Source organism: Empedobacter falsenii, assembly GCF_013488205.1.
Taxonomy (GTDB): Bacteria; Bacteroidota; Bacteroidia; order Flavobacteriales; family Weeksellaceae; genus Empedobacter; species Empedobacter falsenii_C.
This window is the reverse complement of sequence record NZ_CP040908.1, coordinates 3375932-3393685: the sequence shown is the minus strand read 5'-3', so window position 1 is coordinate 3393685 and position 17754 is coordinate 3375932. Positions and strand designations below refer to the sequence as shown.

22 protein-coding genes, 1 tRNA gene and 1 riboswitch are annotated in these 17754 nt (G+C 31.7%); of the genes, 16 read left to right on the top strand and 7 right to left on the bottom strand.

Annotation, left to right across the window (positions count from 1 at the left end):
• Window positions 1-103: 103 nt before the first annotated feature.
• From FH779_RS15870 to FH779_RS15830, 9 genes are all read left to right on the top strand, one after another.
• Window positions 104-2497, top strand: coding sequence for a TonB-dependent receptor (locus tag FH779_RS15870; protein ID WP_244957979.1), 2394 nt, complete (start codon window positions 104-106; stop codon window positions 2495-2497).
• A gap of 86 nt (window positions 2498-2583) precedes the next feature.
• The gene (locus FH779_RS15865) at window positions 2584-3540 is read left to right on the top strand and encodes a S66 peptidase family protein (protein WP_180905397.1); all 957 of its coding nucleotides are present in this window, start codon (window positions 2584-2586) and stop codon (window positions 3538-3540) included.
• Window positions 3527-4162 carry a uracil phosphoribosyltransferase gene (gene upp, locus FH779_RS15860; protein ID WP_180905396.1) on the top strand — a complete coding sequence of 212 codons (636 nt, stop codon included), beginning with the start codon at window positions 3527-3529 and terminating at the stop codon, window positions 4160-4162. The genes FH779_RS15865 and upp overlap by 14 nt, the downstream gene beginning before the upstream one ends.
• 9 nt (window positions 4163-4171) lie before the next feature.
• A complete protein-coding gene (locus FH779_RS15855) occupies window positions 4172-4537 on the top strand; it encodes a YraN family protein (protein ID WP_114998692.1) in 366 nt (121 codons plus the stop codon).
• A 9-nt stretch (window positions 4538-4546) separates the two neighbouring features.
• Window positions 4547-5218 carry a DedA family protein gene (locus FH779_RS15850; protein ID WP_180905395.1) on the top strand — a complete coding sequence of 224 codons (672 nt, stop codon included), beginning with the start codon at window positions 4547-4549 and terminating at the stop codon, window positions 5216-5218.
• A 50-nt stretch (window positions 5219-5268) separates the two neighbouring features.
• Entirely contained in the window at window positions 5269-5907 is a 639-nt protein-coding gene (locus FH779_RS15845; protein WP_114998694.1) for a VTT domain-containing protein, read from the top strand.
• 3 nt (window positions 5908-5910) lie between these two features.
• Window positions 5911-6513, top strand: coding sequence for a hypothetical protein (locus FH779_RS15840; protein WP_125349578.1), 603 nt, complete (start codon window positions 5911-5913; stop codon window positions 6511-6513).
• Window positions 6514-6561: 48 nt separating this feature from the next.
• Window positions 6562-7083, top strand: coding sequence for a DUF4833 domain-containing protein (locus FH779_RS15835; protein WP_180905394.1), 522 nt, complete (start codon window positions 6562-6564; stop codon window positions 7081-7083).
• Between the two features lie 46 nt (window positions 7084-7129).
• A complete protein-coding gene (locus FH779_RS15830; RefSeq protein ID WP_180905393.1) occupies window positions 7130-8254 on the top strand; it encodes a GNAT family N-acetyltransferase in 1125 nt (374 codons plus the stop codon).
• 45 nt (window positions 8255-8299) lie between these two features.
• Here the strand turns inward: FH779_RS15830 and FH779_RS15825 are convergent, their stop codons facing one another.
• Both FH779_RS15825 and FH779_RS15820 read right to left on the bottom strand, forming a co-directional pair.
• Complete coding sequence (locus tag FH779_RS15825; protein ID WP_038336421.1) at window positions 8300-8503, bottom strand: CsbD family protein; 204 nt, start codon at window positions 8501-8503, stop codon at window positions 8300-8302.
• A gap of 346 nt (window positions 8504-8849) precedes the next feature.
• Window positions 8850-8931: transfer RNA gene (locus tag FH779_RS15820), tRNA-Leu, on the bottom strand.
• Window positions 8932-9048: 117 nt separating this feature from the next.
• Between FH779_RS15820 and FH779_RS15815 the strand changes: the two genes are divergently transcribed.
• The gene (locus FH779_RS15815) at window positions 9049-9420 is read left to right on the top strand and encodes a DUF3127 domain-containing protein (protein WP_180905392.1); all 372 of its coding nucleotides are present in this window, start codon (window positions 9049-9051) and stop codon (window positions 9418-9420) included.
• An 84-nt stretch (window positions 9421-9504) separates the two neighbouring features.
• Window positions 9505-10137 carry a leucyl/phenylalanyl-tRNA--protein transferase gene (gene aat, locus FH779_RS15810; protein ID WP_180905391.1) on the top strand — a complete coding sequence of 211 codons (633 nt, stop codon included), beginning with the start codon at window positions 9505-9507 and terminating at the stop codon, window positions 10135-10137.
• Window positions 10138-10177: 40 nt separating this feature from the next.
• Here aat and FH779_RS15805 read toward each other — a convergent pair whose 3' ends face one another.
• The 3 genes from FH779_RS15805 to FH779_RS15795 form a co-directional block, all read right to left on the bottom strand.
• The gene (locus FH779_RS15805; RefSeq protein ID WP_114998702.1) at window positions 10178-10948 is read right to left on the bottom strand and encodes a DUF3108 domain-containing protein; all 771 of its coding nucleotides are present in this window, start codon (window positions 10946-10948) and stop codon (window positions 10178-10180) included.
• A gap of 109 nt (window positions 10949-11057) precedes the next feature.
• The gene (locus tag FH779_RS15800; RefSeq protein WP_114998704.1) at window positions 11058-11348 is read right to left on the bottom strand and encodes a NifU family protein; all 291 of its coding nucleotides are present in this window, start codon (window positions 11346-11348) and stop codon (window positions 11058-11060) included.
• A 14-nt stretch (window positions 11349-11362) separates the two neighbouring features.
• A complete protein-coding gene (locus FH779_RS15795) occupies window positions 11363-12463 on the bottom strand; it encodes an Mrp/NBP35 family ATP-binding protein (protein WP_114998705.1) in 1101 nt (366 codons plus the stop codon).
• Between the two features lie 134 nt (window positions 12464-12597).
• Here FH779_RS15795 and FH779_RS15790 point away from each other — a divergent pair, with 134 nt between their 5' ends.
• Window positions 12598-13059 carry a DinB family protein gene (locus FH779_RS15790; RefSeq protein WP_038336414.1) on the top strand — a complete coding sequence of 154 codons (462 nt, stop codon included), beginning with the start codon at window positions 12598-12600 and terminating at the stop codon, window positions 13057-13059.
• 32 nt (window positions 13060-13091) lie between these two features.
• A complete protein-coding gene (locus FH779_RS15785; RefSeq protein WP_180905390.1) occupies window positions 13092-13589 on the top strand; it encodes a GNAT family N-acetyltransferase in 498 nt (165 codons plus the stop codon).
• A gap of 51 nt (window positions 13590-13640) precedes the next feature.
• Here FH779_RS15785 and FH779_RS15780 read toward each other — a convergent pair whose 3' ends face one another.
• Both FH779_RS15780 and FH779_RS15775 read right to left on the bottom strand, forming a co-directional pair.
• Window positions 13641-14465, bottom strand: coding sequence for an alpha/beta hydrolase (locus FH779_RS15780; protein WP_180905389.1), 825 nt, complete (start codon window positions 14463-14465; stop codon window positions 13641-13643).
• A gap of 120 nt (window positions 14466-14585) precedes the next feature.
• Window positions 14586-15158 carry a nitroreductase family protein gene (locus FH779_RS15775; RefSeq protein ID WP_180905388.1) on the bottom strand — a complete coding sequence of 191 codons (573 nt, stop codon included), beginning with the start codon at window positions 15156-15158 and terminating at the stop codon, window positions 14586-14588.
• Between the two features lie 72 nt (window positions 15159-15230).
• On the opposite strand from FH779_RS15775, the gene FH779_RS15770 reads away from it, so the two are divergent.
• Genes FH779_RS15770 through FH779_RS15760 form a run of 3 tightly spaced genes read left to right on the top strand, consistent with a single transcriptional unit; the run spans window position 15231 to window position 17550 of the window.
• Complete coding sequence (locus FH779_RS15770; protein WP_180905387.1) at window positions 15231-15992, top strand: hypothetical protein; 762 nt, start codon at window positions 15231-15233, stop codon at window positions 15990-15992.
• A gap of 15 nt (window positions 15993-16007) precedes the next feature.
• Window positions 16008-16967, top strand: coding sequence for an aminodeoxychorismate synthase component I (locus tag FH779_RS15765; protein WP_180905386.1), 960 nt, complete (start codon window positions 16008-16010; stop codon window positions 16965-16967).
• Complete coding sequence (locus tag FH779_RS15760) at window positions 16951-17550, top strand: aminotransferase class IV (protein WP_180905385.1); 600 nt, start codon at window positions 16951-16953, stop codon at window positions 17548-17550. The genes FH779_RS15765 and FH779_RS15760 overlap by 17 nt, the downstream gene beginning before the upstream one ends.
• A gap of 58 nt (window positions 17551-17608) precedes the next feature.
• Window positions 17609-17712: riboswitch (SAM riboswitch) on the top strand.
• Window positions 17713-17754 lie beyond the last annotated feature (42 nt).

Here is a 17754-nt window from a genome sequence, read left to right as displayed (position 1 = left end):
TTATTCTTAATTAACATAACGTTTGTAGTCGTTTTAACATATATACACCTCAACTTTGCAGCGGTAAACATTTAAACTATTTCATAAGATGAGGTTAAACTCAATGAAGCTTTTATTAGTAGGAGCTTTCGCCTTTACGGCATCATTATCTTTCGCTCAAGTTGTTGAACCAACAGATTCTACAAAGGTTGAACAAGACGAAAATGTATCTTTAAGTGAAACTTTAATCATTGGTAAAGGTGTAATCGACTTACAAGAAGATCGTAAAACACCTATTGCAGCAACTACAATCACAAAAGAAGTTATTGAACAAAAAGTTGGTGCTAATGATATTACACAAGCATTTGTTAACACACCATCTGTTTATGTTGCAGGACAAGCAGGAGGTTTTGGAGATTCTCGTATTATTACACGTGGTTTCGATCAATCAAATACAGCTTTCTTATTGAATGGACAACCAATCAATGGAATGGAAGATGGTAAAATTTATTGGTCAAACTGGTCAGGAATGTCTGATATTGCTAACGCAGTACAAATTCAACGTGGTTTAGGATCTTCTAAATTAGCGATTTCTTCTGTTGGTGGTACGTATAACTTCGTAACAAAAGCTACAGAAAAAAGACAAGGAGGTTTCTTTAGTGCAGGTTTAGGAAATGATAACTTTTTCAAATCTACATTAGCTTATAACACTGGTTTAATCAATGATAAATTTGGTGTTTCTGTTATGTTGACTCACTGGCAAGGTGATGGATATAACGAAATGTCAGCAGGTCAAGGACAAAACTATTTTATCTCTTTTGGTTACAAGCCAGCTGAAAACCACACGTTAAATATTATTTTAACAGGTGCTCCACAATGGCACGACCAAAACTCAAGAAACAAAATTTCTGATTTCTTGAAATATGGAAAAAAATACAACAGTAACTGGGGTATGTTAAACGGTGATAAATTCAACGAAAGAAGAAATTATTACCATAAACCAGTGACTAACTTAAACTGGGATTGGGATATTAATGATAAAACATCTTTATCTACAGTTGTTTACGCTTCTTGGGGTAGAGGTGGAGGATCTTCTTCTGCAGGAACTAAAATTGGTACAGATGGTCAAAGAAACTTACAAGAAGTTTATGATTTACAATCAGTAGCTGGTGGTGAAGCTTCAGGACGTATTTTGTCTTCTGTTAATAATCACCAATGGTACGGAATGGTATCTAACTTAAACCATAAATTTACAGAAAACTTAAGTTTAAATGTAGGTTTTGATTTGAGAACATACAAAGGAGAACACTTCCGTCAATTAAACAATACATTAGGTGCTGATTATTATACAGAAAAATATAATAAACAACATCCTTCATACCAAGTTAATCAAACTTATTCAAGAAATCCATGGAAAGCATTGAATGATTTCGCTGATAACTACTCTCAAAAATTAGGTTGGGATTATAGCGAAAGAATTAACTACGGAGGATTATTTGCTCAAGTAGAATATGCTAAAGATGATTTTACGGCATTCTTCCAAGGATCTGTTTCTAATCAAGGAAATCAACGTTGGGATTACTTCAACTACGAAGCTGGTAAAGATAAATCTGAAAAAGTTACAAACTGGGGATATAACTTAAAAGGAGGTGTAAGTTATACAATCGCTGAGGCGCACCAAGTATTTGCTAATGCAGGATACTACTCTCGTCAGCCATTCAATGATAACTTATTCATGAATTATAAAAATGATATTAACCCATTTGCTGAGAACGAAAAAATCTTAGGTTTAGAATTAGGATACAAATTCAAAGCAAGAAATTTCTGGGCTAATTTCAATGCATATTACACAACTTGGGAAAACAGAATCACTTCTTCTAGTAAATTCATCGACGAAAATGGAGATGCTAATTATCCAGGAATTGTAAATGCTTATGTGTACACAGTTAACCAAGGTGTAAAACAAGAGCACAAAGGTTTAGAAGTTGAATTAAACTACAAACCAATGCGCGAATTAACTTTAACAGGTTTCGGATCTTTAGGTGACTGGAAATACAAAGGTCAAGCAACTACAACAGATTATGATGAAAATCAAAATGTAATTGGGGCTGCTAGAAAAGAGAACTGGGACGGTTTAAAAGTTGGTGATGCTGCGCATACTCAATTTGGTTTAGGTGCTAAATACGAATTCTTAAAAGGACTTTCTGTAGACGCTGATTATCGTTACAATGGAGATTTATATTCTTCTAAAGTAACAGAAAAAGACGGAAACTTAGAATTACCTTCTTACAATTTAATGGATGCAGGTATTACTTGGAACCAAAAATTGACTGCAAAAAATAGATTAACTTTACGTTTCAACGTAAACAATGTATTTAATCACATTTATATTTCAGAATCTTCTACAAATATTCAGCAAGCTTACGGTGTAGAAAATTACAAAGGAGTTAACGTAAACAACCAAGTTTATTTCGGATACGGAAGAACATGGAATGCTTCTGTTAAATTCACTTTCTAAGAAATATTTCAATATCATAACAAAAAGACGAACGCTTGTAGTTCGTCTTTTTTTTGTGTTTACCTTTACTAAAATTTTATAGAAAAATGATTCAACCCGATTTTTTAAAAGAAGGTGATAAAATAGCAATTGTTGCGCCAGCAAAACGAATGTTACAAGGCGAATTGGACGAAGCAATAGACTTAATAAAATCGTGGAAATTGATTCCTGTTCTTGGGAAAAATATTTATGCTGAATATGATTTTGGCTACAAATATGCTGGAACAGACGAAATCAGAACCGAAGATTTTCAATGGGCGTTGGATGATTCCGAAATCAAAGCAATTTGGTGCGCGCGTGGTGGATATGGTTCAGTAAAAATTATCGACGAATTAGATTTAACAAATTTCAAAAAATCTCCAAAATGGATAATTGGTTATTCTGATATCACTATTTTTCATAATCATTTTAACCGATTAGGTTTTCAAACAATACATGGTGTTACAGCGAAGAAATTAGCAAATACCGAATATCATCCAACATCTTATCAAAGTGTTTATGAAGCATTGTTTGGACATGAAATTAATTATGAAATTCAATCACATGCTTACAATAATTTAGGTAAAACTGAAGGCGAATTAATTGGCGGAAATCTTTCGATTGTGTATTCACTTTTGGGGAGCGAATCTGCAATTACAAATCCTTCGGATAAGATTTTATTTTTAGAAGATTGGTTCGAGAATTGGTATGCAGTTGATCGAATGTTGATGAATCTTAAACGCAACGGAATCCTCACTCAAGTAAAAGGAATTATTTTAGGAAATTTTACACACATGGATACGGAAGAAGAAAATGCTGATAACTACAATCATCCATTCGATCCAAAAACTTTTGAAGTCATTCATAGTTTCACCAAAAATCTAAATATTCCTGTCGCTTTCGGATTTCCTGCAGGACATACAGGACACAATGTTGCGCTAAAAATGGGTGCAAAAGTTCAGTTAAATGTTACTTCAAATAATGTAACTTTGCATCATTATACAAACATATATGAAACAAGATAATTTAACAGTCATTTCTCACCCGTTGGTAAAAGCAAAAATTACGCAAATGCGTGATAAAAACACAACAACGAAAGAATTTGGTGAATTAGTAGACGAAATTTCAGGTTTGATGTGTTACGAAATTACACGTAACATCGAGCTTGAAGAAGTAGAAGTTGAAACGCCAATTACCAAAACAATCGGTTACAAATTAAAAGGAAATGATATGGTTATCGTTCCAATTTTACGTGCAGGATTGGGAATGGTAAAAGGAATTCATCAATTAATTCCTACCGCTAAAGTTGGTCATATTGGGCTTTACCGCGATCATGATACATTACAACCAGTTGAATACTTGTGTAAACTCCCAACAGATTTAGATTCTCGCGATGTGATTTTGGTTGATCCAATGTTAGCAACAGGAGGTTCTGCAATCAAAGCAATCGAAATTCTAAAAGAGAAAGGAGCGAAATCTGTTCGTTTGGCTTGTTTAGTTGGTTGTCCAGAAGGAGTGGAGGCAGTACAAAATGTTTATCCAGAAGTTCCAATTTTCTTGGCTGCTTTGGATGAAAAATTGAATGAAAATGGATACATCGTTCCAGGTTTAGGTGATGCTGGAGATCGTTTGTACGGAACAAAATAATTTTTTTGAATGAGTATTAGTTACGATTTCGGAAAAGAAGCAGAAGATTTTGCCGTTAATTATTTAATCCAAAATGGATACAAAATATTGGCTCGAAATTATTTTTACAGAAAAGCCGAAATCGATATTATTGCTCAATTTGAAAATGAGATTGTTATTATAGAGGTTAAGAGTCGTACTTCAAATTATGTTGCGGAGCCAGAAAGTTCTATTAACACAAAGAAGAAGAAATTGTTAATTCTTGCCGCAGATGATTTTATTCAGAAAAATAATTTTATTTCTGAGGTAAGATTTGATATTTTAGCACTTTTAAAAAAACAACAATCTTGGAGCGTAAATCATATCAAAAATGCATTTAATGCTTCGGAAATTTAATCAACTTTTATGGAAGTATTTATGAGTCTTTTTGACTTTATTATGCATATCGACCAACATTTAGCAGAGTTTGCAAATGAATATGGTTTGTGGTTGTATGCAATTTTATTTTTAATCATTTTCGTGGAAACAGGTGTAGTTGTGATGCCTTTTTTACCTGGAGATTCATTGTTGTTTGCGGCAGGGATGTTAGCTGCACAAGAAACAAATGATATGAATGTGTGGATTATGATTGCAATTCTTTTGGTGGCCGCGATACTCGGTGATACATTGAATTATACCATCGGAAAGAAAGTTGGTTACAAAGCAACTAAAGTTAAGATTTTTGGTAAAAATTTCATCCAAGAAGAACATATCAATAAAACGCACGAATTCTACGAAAAATACGGTTCAAAAACCATTGTAATTGCACGTTTTGTACCAATTGTAAGAACTTTAGCGCCTTTCGTTGCAGGAATTGGGAGAATGGGATACTCTATTTTCATTACATATAATGTGATTGGAGCCGTGTTATGGGTTGTTGGTTTAACACTTATTGGATACTTTTTAGGAAATATAGAATGGGTTCAAAATAATTTTTCTAAAGTAATTTTAGGAATAACAATCGCTTCTGTACTTCCAATTTTAGTGGAAATTATCAAAGAAAAGTTCGGCAAAAAAAAGGTAGCTGAACAAGAATAACTATAAAAACTTAACTCGACTTCGGTCGAGTTTTTTTATACCTTTAAATCATGGAAATTTTAGATTATATTCTACATATCGATAAATATTTAGAAACCATTTTGAATGATTATCAACATTGGTTTTACTTGATTTTATTTCTCTTAATCTTTATCGAAACAGGTTTGGTTGTCATGCCTTTTTTACCTGGAGATTCGCTTTTATTTGCAGCAGGGATGTTAGCTGCGGCTTTTCCAGCTCAACTCAATATTTATATTGTATTAGGTTTACTTTGGATCGCGGCAATTGCAGGCGACACAGTCAATTATACGATTGGGAAAACCTTAGGAACGAAATTAGTTACAACTAAAATTTTCGGTAAACGAATTATTAAAGATTCTGCGATACTAAAGACCGAAGATTTCTTTACAAAATATGGTTCAAAAACCATTGTAATTGCACGTTTTGTTCCGATTGTAAGAACGCTTGCACCTTTCGTTGCAGGGATTTCTAAAATGCATTATGGCACATTTATCAAATATAATTTTATCGGAGGAACAATTTGGGTTTTCGGGATTACATTGGCTGGCTATTTCCTTGGAACAATTCCATTTATCAAAAACAATTTCGAAATTGTCGTAATGGCAATTATTGTGTTTTCTTTGGTTCCAATTATTGTAGAATTCGTCAAAGAGAAAATAAAAAAATAAAAAATGAGTACAGAAAATTCGATTTTCATCATCTTACTTTTGTGGATAATCTTTTTACCAATTATTTTATTTATCATTGAGTCTCAAAAAGAATATAAACACGAAAATGATGAAGTTATTCGCGTCAAAATTGGTTTTTTAAGCTATATTTCAGTTTTTAATATGATTCTTTTTGCAATTCTTTGTCTTACTTTTTTATTTATAGCTTATCAATTATTGTTTGTGACAGATTTCATTTTAACTAACATAATTATTGGAATGATTTTTTTGATACTATTCTTTTTTTTTACCATTCCAGTTGTCAATACTTACAATCATCTCTTAAAGGAATCTAAGCGCGAAATTTATTTTTTCAGGAATAAAAAGGCTTTGTTAGTTGTAGAAAAAGAAACAGAAATTACTATTGATTTAGAAGATGAAATGATTGAAATCAATCACGAAGTTTCTAATAAAAGTTCTAAATATCAAACTGGTCATGGTAAATATAATTTTATTCAGAATGATGAAATTATTCCAATTTCAGATTTAATCAAATTTCCGCAAGATTTTCTTGATCAAAATAATATTGAACAAGTTAAAGTTTCGAAACTTTTTATTTGGATTTAGATAATCATTCAAATAATTCCTATCTTCTATTTTTAAAAATATCAATCAATGAAAAACCTATTAATTATTTGTTCTATCCTTTTTTCTTTTGTTGTAAATGCACAACAAGGTTATCCTGTTCCTCCAAAATCAGAAAATAGATTATTTTACATTCAACACAACGACAATAAAAATACGTTTGTTTACGATGCACTTTTTTCGAGCAAAGGAATTTTAGATGCTAACAATCCAGTTGATATTTATCGCATTCTTTATGCTGAAGATGGCTCAAAAAAGCCCTTGACTTCTATACAAAAGAAATTGGCATATGGTTTAGATATTAAGAAAATTGAAAAGAATGTTTTTCAGTTGACATTAGTATCTTATCCAACTCAAAAATTAACGCTTAAGCTTGATTCTCAAAAAAATCCAATTGTTCAAACAACTGTTAATAACAAGTTGATAACACTGAATCGTGTTTTCTTAAAACAGAAGAAAGGAACGGCTGGAATTTCGGTAAAGCTTGATTATATTTTATTTTACGGAAAAGATATAAACGGAAAATCTGTAGAAGAGAAAATTGTTCTCTAAAAAATTCTTCCTAAATTAGAATCTGTTAGACGCAATTTAATAGCATATGATCGAAGTAAGAGAGGTGAATACGCCAAGTGAAATGAAGAAATTTGTCGATTTACCTTTTGAAGTGTATAAAGATAATCCGTATTGGGTGCCTTCTTTAAAGAAAGATGAACTCGCAAGTTTTGATAAAAATAATGCAATTTTTGAGACGGTTGAAGCTAACTATTTTTTAGCTTACAAAGGAAAAGAAGTCGTTGGACGAATTGTTTCGATTATTAATTGGACCGAAGTAAAAGAACTTGGAAAGACTAAAATTCGGTTTGGTTGGTTAGTTTTTAAAGATGATATCAACATTTTAAAAGCTTTATTAACAACTGTTGAAAACATTGCTAAAAATAATAAACTGAGTTATATAGAAGGTCCGATGGGATTTTCGAATATGGATAAAGCTGGATTATTAACAGAAGGATTTGATAAAGTTGCCACTTTGATCGGTTTATATAATTACGAATATTATCCAATATATTTGCAAGAATTAGGTTATCAACCAAAAGCCGAGTGGTTAGAATATTCTATTGATATTGCCAATTTGGGCAAGGTAAAGCAAATGGATAAATTGTGTGAAATGCTCAAAAAACGTTACGAAATAGATACGTATAAATTTGATACAATTGACGAAATGTTACCTTACGTAGATGAGATGTTCGATTTGTTGAATGTGACGTATGCAGAATTGCAAAGTTTTGTTCCGATAGAAAAATTTCAGGTTGAGCATTACAAAAAGAAATATCTAAAATTTCTTCATCCCGATTTTATTTCATGTGTAAAAGATAAAAACAACAAAATGATTGCTTTTGCGATTACAATGCCTTCATTTTCGAAAGCATTTCAGAAAACGAAAGGAAAATTGTTTCCATTTGGTTGGTGGCATTTGATGCAAGCGCAAAAAAAGAACGATCATGTCGAATTTTATTTGATAGGAATTGATCCTCATTATCAAAATAAAGGTGTAAATGCCTTGATTTTTAAAGAACTTTATGATCGATTTATAGCAAGAGGGATTAAAACTTTAGAAACGAACCCTTTGCTTGAGGAAAATACAAAAGTGCAACAATTATGGAAAAACTTTGATCCTGTTATCCATAAACGTAGAAAAACATTTTATAAAGATATAGAAGCATAAAAAAAGGTTAGGATTTTGTCCTAACCTTTTTAATTGAAATAATAATTAATCTTGATTGTCTTCTTTCCAATCTTTGATTGTACTTTCAATTTCTTCTCTAGATTTTCCTGTTTTTTCCTGAATTTTACCTACAACTTCATCGTATTTTCCTTCAGCATAAACTTTGTCATCATCAAACCAATCACCATATTTTTGTTTTACAGCACCTTTGATTCGATTCCATTTTCCTTCTAATTCTAATTTGTCCATAATTTTTTGTTTTATAAGTTGTAAATAGATTTATACTATATGTTGAACAAATATTAAACCATAGATTTCGAAAGACTTATAAAAAAATGTTAAATAAAATATAGGAATATTGGTTTAGAATACTGCGAAGTAAATCAAAATAATGATGATAATAACAACCACTATAAATTCAAAAATGGGGATAGTTCTCCCTCCAGATTTCAAATTTCTTTTTCTTTTCGAATACATACCAAACCAACTTATAACCAAATAATGACCTAAATTTATGAAAAATATTATAAATCGTTAGAAAACAATAAATCATAAAAAAAGACTTTGAAAAATATTTTCAAAGTCTTTTTTGTTGTACGGGCGGGGAGACTCGAACTCCCACACCTTGCGGCACTAGATCCTAAGTCTAGCGTGTCTACCAATTCCACCACGCCCGCTAAAATCTCACCGATTTGGATTGCAAATATACACAAGTTTTCTTTCTAACAAAATTTCGAAATAAAATTTTTTTAATCTTTTTTTACATTCTAAATTTGTACAAAGCTTTTACAAAAATGGAAATTACAGGAAGAATTAAAAAAATATTTGAAACTCAAAATATTACTGCAAGTTTCAAGAAAAGAGAATTCGTTGTTACAACGCAAGAACAATATCCACAAGATATTTTAATTGAGCTTACACAAGATAAGACAGATGTGTTGAATGCTTACAAACCTGGTGATGAAGTGAAAGTTTCTATCAACATTCGTGGTCGCGAGTGGGTGAACCCAGAAGGTGTAGCAAGATATTTCAATACAATCCAAGCGTGGAGAATTGAAAATATGGCAAATGCAGCTGCACAAGCACCTCAAGGTTACGATAATTTTGCACCAGCGCCTCCAGTAGATACTTTTTCTAACGGAGATGATGATGATTTACCATTCTAAGGAAAACAAAACATCAATTAATACTAAACGTGTTCTTTATTGGACACGTTTTTTTAATTTTATATAAATTATACACAAAACGATATGTATTGGTTAAGTTCTGATTTAATCTTTCCTGATTACGATGAAGTGAATAGTGAGGGAATTATAGCTGTTGGAGGAGATCTTTCACCAGAACGCTTAATTTTGGCTTATCAGAAAGGAATTTTCCCTTGGTTTAATGAAGAAGATCCAATTATTTGGTGGTTTCCTCAAGATCGATTTGTCTTATTTCCAGAAAATTTACATGTTTCGAAATCGATGAAGAAAGTTTTTCGAGATCAAACATTTACCTATTCAGAGAATAAAGCGTTTCGAGAAGTGATTACAAATTGTTCGCAAGCGTATAGAAAAGATCAAGACGGAACTTGGATTACAAATGATATGATCGAGGCATATTGTACGTTACATGAAATGGGAATTGCAAAAAGTATCGAAGTTTGGCTAAACGACGAATTGGTAGGTGGTTTTTATGGAATTGATATGGGCGACGTTTTTTGTGGAGAAAGTATGTTTGCGAAAGTGAGCAATGCTTCCAAAGCTGGTTTTATACAATTTGTTGCAAAATACCACAAGAAATATAAATTGATCGATTGTCAAGTTTATACCGAACATTTAGCGAGTTTGGGTGCAATGGAAATTCCGAGTGATGTTTTTTTGGAATATTTGGAGAAATAAAAAAAAGCGAAATTCGGATTTCGAACTTCGCTTTTTCAATTTACTTCGTAAAAGTAATAGGATATTTTAAATTTTTATATTCATTTAGATCTGCATTTAACGATCCAACTAATAAACCCGCTTTTATTTTTAGCGGAACTAAGTTATCATCGTCAGAAATCCACATTGTAACCGATTCTGATTCTTTGAAAACACGACCAGATTGTACATACGGACGAATTTTGATTGCTGCAATTTTTCCGAATTTTGTTTTTAGGGTTTCACGTCCCAAAACTTTCAATCGAAATTTAAGCGTTTCATCACCAAGAAAAATATTTTCGTTCAAATAATCTCCTGTTTTAAGAGTGGTATGATTGGCATTACGTAAGCTATAAAAAGCAGAAAGTAAATCTTGCGCATCGTAAGGAATCGTTTCTGTTGTAACTTTTCCATCTCGTTTATTTTCAACTTTTGCTTTTCTATTGGCATGATCAAAATAATAGATTTGATGACGTTTGTAACTTCCTTCTACAATATTTCGAACAAATTTTGTAGGTTTCAAATCTGTTTTGTCAATATACGATTCGTAATTATCATCTACCTTAAAAAAAGCACGCACAGCACCTGTTGAAGTTCCTTTTCCTATGATGTGATAATGGCTTTTTCCATTCAATGTAGCTTCTCTTACATCAATGGAAGCAAAACCTGCATTCAATCCAGAATAATGAACTCTAAATTTTAGATTTTCGCCAACTTTGTAGTTGTTTTGAGCATTTAAAGGCAATGCAAATGAAAGGACAATAAAAGTAAAAAATAAAATATATTTTTTCATTTTGAATTTTTGGTTTTGAGGTTAAGATTCAAATTGTTTGCCAAAAATAATAAAACGCCTTTATAAATTGATATAAAGGCGTTTTAATTTATGAGAATCTAATGATATTCTAATTTTCTTCTTTTAAGGAAGATATTTGATCTGCTTCAGTTGAAGTTTCAAAATCTGAAACATTGATAACCGAAACTATTTCTGGAACATATTTTTTGATGGTCATTTCAACACCTGACTTTAAGGTCATTTGGTTGACAGAACATGCTATACATGCACCTGTAAGGCGAACTTTTACAATATTATCTTCTACAGATACTAATTCGATATCGCCTCCATCTGAATTTAAGAATGGTCTAATTTCAGTTAAGGCCTTTTCAACTTCTGAATATTTTTCTTCTGGAGTCATGATCTTTTACTTTTTTAATTTTTTGCCGAACAACCTGCCATCGTTGTAATACGGACAGCTTCTGTTGGAGGCAAAGTATTGTTACGTTCTACTAAACTTTGTACTGCGTTACGTGCAATTTCTTTGTAAACATTAGCTACAACAGTATCTTCTTGCATTGCAGCTGGACGACCAACGTCAGCAGCTTCGCGAATAGATTGTACAATTGGAATTTCGCCTAAGAAAGGAACACCAATTTGTTCTGCTAAGTTCTTTGCACCATTTTGTCCAAAGATATAATATTTGTTGTTAGGTAATTCTTCTGGTGTAAAATACGCCATATTTTCTACAATTCCTAAAACTGGAACATTAATCGCTTCCATTTGGAACATTCCAACTCCTTTTTTCGCATCTGCTAATGCAATATTTTGAGGTGTAGAAACCACAACTGCTCCTGTAATTGGAACTTGTTGAACGATAGATAAATGAATATCACCTGTTCCTGGAGGTAAATCGATTAATAAGAAATCTAATTCTCCCCAATGTGCATCACGAATCATTTGATTTAATGCTTTTGCAGCCATCGGTCCTCTCCAAACAATTGCTTGATCTGTATCAGCAAAGAAACCAATTGATAATAACTTGATTCCGTAAGCTTCTACTGGTTTTATTTTCGTTTTTCCATTAACTTCTACAGAATATGGACGAGCATCTTGACAATCGAACATAATTGGCATAGAAGGTCCGTAGATATCAGCATCTAATAAACCAACTTTGAATCCCATGTTTGCTAAACTAATTGCTAAGTTTGATGAAACAGTAGATTTACCAACACCACCTTTTCCTGATGCTACAGCGATAATATTTTTAACACCTGGCAATTCTGAACCTTTGATTTCGTTCGGATTTTTTTCTTCAACTTCAACAGAAATGTTAAGTTTAAGATTTGACTCAGGTAAATTTTCTTTAAATGCATTTTTCAACGCAATTTCCAAACGCTTGCGTTCGTGCATTGCAGGCGAAGGAGAAACAATATCCAAAATAATATCATTTCCCATCACTTGAGCGTTACGCATCCAATTGCGAATACCCAATTCTTCTAATACTTGATATATTTGATCTCTTGTGTAAGCCATCTTTTAAATTTAATGAGACAAAATTACGAAGAATCAAAGACTTTAAATAATCTAAAAACGTGATTTTAATTGTTTTGCTTTATAATTTGATAAATAGACTTAATTTGATGTATATTTAAACTTTAAATCTGACTATGGAAGAGCATATTATTTATCTGACGAATATAAGAAAACAGATTATTGATGAGCTTGAACAACACTCTCTGAAACAACTACTTTATATACCTGTTGGCTATAAAAACAATTTGTTTTGGAATGCTGCTCATGTTTTGGCAACACAGCAATTGATCCATTATTATTTAACCGATAATAGGATGTTGGTCGATATTCAGTTTATCCAGAAGTATAAAAAAGGAACAATTGGAAATACGGAAGTAACAGAAGAGGATGTGACAGAATTGAAGGAAATGTTGGAAAGTACACCAATGCAGATGTTCAAGGATTATCGTTCGGAAAAACTATCGTATTATCGATCATATAAAACAAGTTTTGGTATGACGTTAGAATCGATTGAAGATGCAATTTTGTACAACAATATTCACGAAGCAATGCATTTGGGCTATATGATGGCGATGAAAAAGAATATTCCTTTTTAAAATCAAACGCAGAATAAAATTTAAAAATTTAGATGTTAACATATAGAGATGCTAAACGAAGAGATTTAGAAAAAATAACAGAAATTTATAATTCGACAATAGCTTCGCGATTAGTGACTGCCGATACAGAACAAGTTTCAGTTGAAAGTAAAGTAAAATGGTTCGAAGAACATTCACCTGAAAAAAGACCACTTTGGGTTGTAGAAAATGAATCGAAAGACATTGTAGGTTGGGTAAGTTTTCAATCTTTTTATGGAAGACCAGCTTATGATGCAACTGTAGAAATTAGCATTTATTTAGATGCTACGCAACGTGGAAAAGGTTTAGGAAAACAAGTGTTGGAATATAGCATTACGAAAGCGCCAGAATTTGGAATCAAAACGATTTTAGGTTTTATTTTTTCGCATAACGAACCGAGCTTGAAATTATTCAAACATTTTTGTTTCGAAGATTGGGGAAATTATCCCAATATTGCAACTTTAGACGGAATAGAAAGAAGTTTAACTATTTTAGGTAAACGAATCGCATAAAAAAAACCTCACTTCATTTGAAGTGAGGTTTTTTGGTTTATTAGATAAATTTTATTTACCAATACTCCAAATCAGTGCTTTTTCTTTAGTTGCTCTGTAAATTGTAACATGTTCTTCTTTCGGTTCTGGAGAATAATTCCATTGTAGATTTGGAAGTTTTTCTTGCGTTAAAATATTCTTCAAATCATCTGTATAAGGCAAAATATCACTTGCTCCAGATCCTGCAAACCATAACTTTTTTTGAGTAGAAGGAAATTTAGCTAAATCATTTTTTGCATTCAATAACATTTTATGATCGTTCCACCAAAGTGAAGGATCAATTGCAATATAATAATCAAACATTTCGGGTTGTTTCAGAAAAGTTTCCATGATAAATAATCCAGCCAACGATTCGCCAATAATTCCTTTTTGGGATTGAGTGCGATACTTTTTCGTGATTTCAGGAAATAATTCATCCTTGATAAAACTTCTAAATTCATTCGAACCACCCACAATATCGGCTATTTTTTTATCTTCTTCGTTTTCGGTTGGCGGACTCAAATCTTTGCGACGTTGTATATTTTCTATTCCAACCAAAATAACTGGTTTTATTTTTTTCGAAATAATCAAACTGTCCAATGTGTTTGCAATATGCGGAAAATCCTCTTTTGTTCCGCCATCTGGCATATACAAAACGAATAATGAATCCTGAGAAGTCGAATATTCTTTTGGAACCCAAACATTAATAATTCGCTTTTCATTCAGAATTTTAGAATCAATTGTAAATGTTTCATGTTTTGGAATAGGGTCGTCGTAAACAACTGGATTAGAGTTTTTGCAAGATGTCAAAAAACTAATAGAGATTACAACTAATAAATAGTTAAAAATCGATTTCATATATTTCATATTAAAGTGTTTTATCAAATATACAAAAATCATAAAGAGTTGATTTTCTATTTAATAAAAAAGACCACTAAAAAATTAGCAGTCTTTCTCAAATTATTTTCTAAAGAGTTTTTAATACTCTAAAAATCTCACTTTATCTTCGATTGGTTGACGAACAGCTTCTGGAGAATCTCCTTCAATTTTTCCCATATAGAAAACTCCAACACATTTTTCGCCTTCTTCCATAGTTGTAAATTCATCAACATTGGCGATAATATTTGCTGGAGAAGACCAATATGCACCAATATTTAAAGCGCTTGCCATTAACCACATATTTTGAACAGCCATAGAAGTAGCAGCTAATTCTTCCCATTCAGGATTTTTTTCTGTGTTGATAAAATTGATTAATACAATTTTATTCGACTTATCACATTTCTCAATTAATGCATTTATTTTTCTGTCGCTCAATTGATCTGTTGGCGTTCCTTGCACATAAACACGCTTTACGTATTCGCGGAAACGGTCTTTTGCAGGTCCTTCTAAAACAACAAAACGCCAAGGTTCTGTTTTTTTATGAGATGGCGCCCAATTTGCTGCCTCAAAAATTTGATTCAATTCTTCGCGCGTAATTTCTTCTTGATTGTATTGCGGAGGAAATATAGAGCGTCTATTTTTTATGATTGATAATAAATCGTTTGCATTCATGTTGTAACAATTATTAATTTTATTCTACTAATCAAGCAAATTTACATTAATTTCAATTAAACCAACGTTAAGATGAAAACATTAGATTACAACAAAATTGAGTATTACAAAAACAATAAATTTCAATTTGATATCGGGAAATATTTCAATCAATCATTAGAACTTTTCCAAAACAATTGGCAACCATTTGTTATTTATGCTCTTGTCGCAGCCATTATTTATATGTTTACTTCGTTCACTGTAATCGGATTGCTTTTTGTGATGTATCCACTTATAATGGGATTTATGATTGGTGCAGAACGTGCCGAAAACAAAATGTCGTTAGAATTGGGTGACTTTTTTGGAGGTTTCAAAAACATAGGAAGCTATTTCCTTTTAACACTTATCGTTATGGGAGTTTCGCTTGTCGTTTTGTCGCCTTATATTATTTTTTCTTTTTTACCACTTATGTTTAATGATCCCGAAAATGTAAACCCAGCATTGATGATTGGTTCATCACTTTTTGGGATGTTATACATCTTCGTGGCGATGGTATTTTTAATGTTCTTACAAGCGTGTATTTATCTGGCTCCGTATCTTATTCACTACGGAAATATGAATGCTATCGACGCAATGAAAACTTCTTATGCAATCGTAAAAAAGAATTTTTGGTGGATGGTTTTAATGGCGATTGTGGTTAGTCTGGTTGCTTCAATTGGTGCTATTGCTTGTTATGTAGGTGCTCTTGCAACGTATCCATTTGCTTATATTATGGTGTATTTTATGTTAAAAGATATGATTTTGACGGATGATGAAAAATCAGAAATTGATCTACTTGGTACAAATCAAGAATAATATTAATTTTATCGAATGTTAGCAAAGCATTCGATTTTTACGAAAATGAATGAATTGGGAGCTGCAAAAGTTCCCTTTTTTTTTATGATCGATTTTTTGAAAGAAAATGGAGAAGTAATTCCGTTAAATGAATTACCTGATGAGATAAAATTTGAAATAGATTCGCCAAAAAAAGAATCTTTTCAGAAAGATTTTAAATTCAATAAATTCCCGATTTCCTTTGACGAATATTTGCCAAAATTCAATTATGTTCACGATAATCTTTTGTTTGGAAATTCATATTTAACGAATTTAACTCTTCCAACAAAAATCGAAACGAATTTGACTTTAGACGAAATTTTTCAGTTTTCTGAAGCAAAATATAAATTGAAATATAAAGACGAATTTGTTTGTTTTTCTCCCGAACGTTTTGTGAAAATTGAAGATCAAAAAATCTTTTCAAATCCAATGAAAGGAACTATTGATGCTTCGATTCCAAATGCAAAACAACTCATTTTAAATGATGAAAAAGAAGCTGCCGAACATGCTACAATTGTCGATTTAATTAGAAATGATTTGAGTCTTGTTTCAGAAAATGTTGAGGTGACAAATTATCGATATATCGATGAGGTGAAGACAAATGATGCAACACTTTTGCAAGTAAGCTCTGAGATAAAAGGTGATTTGAACGATGATTATTACCAAAACTTAGGAACGATTTTCGATCAACTTATACCTGCTGGTTCTATTTGTGGTGCGCCCAAAAAGAAAACCGTCGAAATTATTTTAGAAGCCGAAAAGTATCATCGAAATTTTTATACAGGTGTTTTCGGCATTTTTGATGGCGAAAATCTTGATAGTGCTGTGATGATTCGTTTCATTGAAAATAATCAAGGTGAAATGTTTTTCAAGAGTGGAGGAGGAATAACGGCAAAAAGCAAAGCGAAAGCAGAATACGAAGAATTAATTCAGAAAGTATATGTTCCAATTTATTGAATCGATTTGTTGTGTGAATAAACAACTTCGAAATTTAGAATTTCATCAAGCGAGATTTGATCGGACAAGAAATGATAATTTTACTGAAATCAATCCGATTTTATTGAACGAAATTATTAAGTTTCCAACAGATTTAACGGATGAAAAATATAAAGTTAGAATTGTTTATGATCGAGAAATTCAAACGGTAGAATTTCAACCGTATCAAATCAAATCAATTGAAAGTATTCAACTTTTTGAGATCGAAAATAAAATTGATTATTCCTACAAATATTTAGATCGTTGGTTTTTTGATGAATATTTAAAAGAATCAAAAACAGATGATTTGGTGTTGATAAAATCAAATTATATTACCGATTGTATTTATTCGAATATTGTTTTTTTTGACGGTTCTCAATGGACCACGCCACGAAGTTTTTTGTTGAAAGGAACAATGAGAGAAGCTTTGTTGCAATCAGGCGAAATCATTCAGAAAAATATAAAGGTTTCAGATCTAGTTAATTTCAAATCGTTCAAACGAATCAATGCAATGATGAATTTGAACGAAAGTCAAGAGTTAGATATTTCATTGTTAATTCAATAACTCTATAAAATTGATAGAGTATTATTTGCATTTTCATTTTTTAACATTACCTTTGCATAACTTATCAAGAAAGGTGGAGGGATTGGCCCTGTGAAACCTTAGCAACCAGATGACTTATAATCTAAGGTGCTAAATCCAACCTATTAGAGGGAAAGATGAGTAAAAGTATTTCACTTTTATCTGTTGGTTTCTTGAAAGTTTTAT

Bases quoted from the DNA above. Each gene is read 5' to 3' on its own strand.
- FH779_RS15870 (WP_244957979.1), top strand. From the start codon at position 104: ATGAAGCTTTTATTAGTAGGAGCTTTCGCCTTTACGGCATCATTATCT.
- FH779_RS15865 (WP_180905397.1), top strand. From the start codon at position 2,584: ATGATTCAACCCGATTTTTTAAAAGAAGGTGATAAAATAGCAATTGTT.
- upp (WP_180905396.1), top strand. From the start codon at position 3,527: ATGAAACAAGATAATTTAACAGTCATTTCTCACCCGTTGGTAAAAGCA.
- FH779_RS15855 (WP_114998692.1), top strand. From the start codon at position 4,172: ATGAGTATTAGTTACGATTTCGGAAAAGAAGCAGAAGATTTTGCCGTT.
- FH779_RS15850 (WP_180905395.1), top strand. From the start codon at position 4,547: ATGGAAGTATTTATGAGTCTTTTTGACTTTATTATGCATATCGACCAA.
- FH779_RS15845 (WP_114998694.1), top strand. From the start codon at position 5,269: ATGGAAATTTTAGATTATATTCTACATATCGATAAATATTTAGAAACC.
- FH779_RS15840 (WP_125349578.1), top strand. From the start codon at position 5,911: ATGAGTACAGAAAATTCGATTTTCATCATCTTACTTTTGTGGATAATC.
- FH779_RS15835 (WP_180905394.1), top strand. From the start codon at position 6,562: ATGAAAAACCTATTAATTATTTGTTCTATCCTTTTTTCTTTTGTTGTA.
- FH779_RS15830 (WP_180905393.1), top strand. From the start codon at position 7,130: ATGATCGAAGTAAGAGAGGTGAATACGCCAAGTGAAATGAAGAAATTT.
- FH779_RS15825 (WP_038336421.1), bottom strand. From the start codon at position 8,503: ATGGACAAATTAGAATTAGAAGGAAAATGGAATCGAATCAAAGGTGCT.
- FH779_RS15815 (WP_180905392.1), top strand. From the start codon at position 9,049: ATGGAAATTACAGGAAGAATTAAAAAAATATTTGAAACTCAAAATATT.
- aat (WP_180905391.1), top strand. From the start codon at position 9,505: ATGTATTGGTTAAGTTCTGATTTAATCTTTCCTGATTACGATGAAGTG.
- FH779_RS15805 (WP_114998702.1), bottom strand. From the start codon at position 10,948: ATGAAAAAATATATTTTATTTTTTACTTTTATTGTCCTTTCATTTGCA.
- FH779_RS15800 (WP_114998704.1), bottom strand. From the start codon at position 11,348: ATGACTCCAGAAGAAAAATATTCAGAAGTTGAAAAGGCCTTAACTGAA.
- FH779_RS15795 (WP_114998705.1), bottom strand. From the start codon at position 12,463: ATGGCTTACACAAGAGATCAAATATATCAAGTATTAGAAGAATTGGGT.
- FH779_RS15790 (WP_038336414.1), top strand. From the start codon at position 12,598: ATGGAAGAGCATATTATTTATCTGACGAATATAAGAAAACAGATTATT.
- FH779_RS15785 (WP_180905390.1), top strand. From the start codon at position 13,092: ATGTTAACATATAGAGATGCTAAACGAAGAGATTTAGAAAAAATAACA.
- FH779_RS15780 (WP_180905389.1), bottom strand. From the start codon at position 14,465: ATGAAATCGATTTTTAACTATTTATTAGTTGTAATCTCTATTAGTTTT.
- FH779_RS15775 (WP_180905388.1), bottom strand. From the start codon at position 15,158: ATGAATGCAAACGATTTATTATCAATCATAAAAAATAGACGCTCTATA.
- FH779_RS15770 (WP_180905387.1), top strand. From the start codon at position 15,231: ATGAAAACATTAGATTACAACAAAATTGAGTATTACAAAAACAATAAA.
- FH779_RS15765 (WP_180905386.1), top strand. From the start codon at position 16,008: ATGTTAGCAAAGCATTCGATTTTTACGAAAATGAATGAATTGGGAGCT.
- FH779_RS15760 (WP_180905385.1), top strand. From the start codon at position 16,951: ATGTTCCAATTTATTGAATCGATTTGTTGTGTGAATAAACAACTTCGA.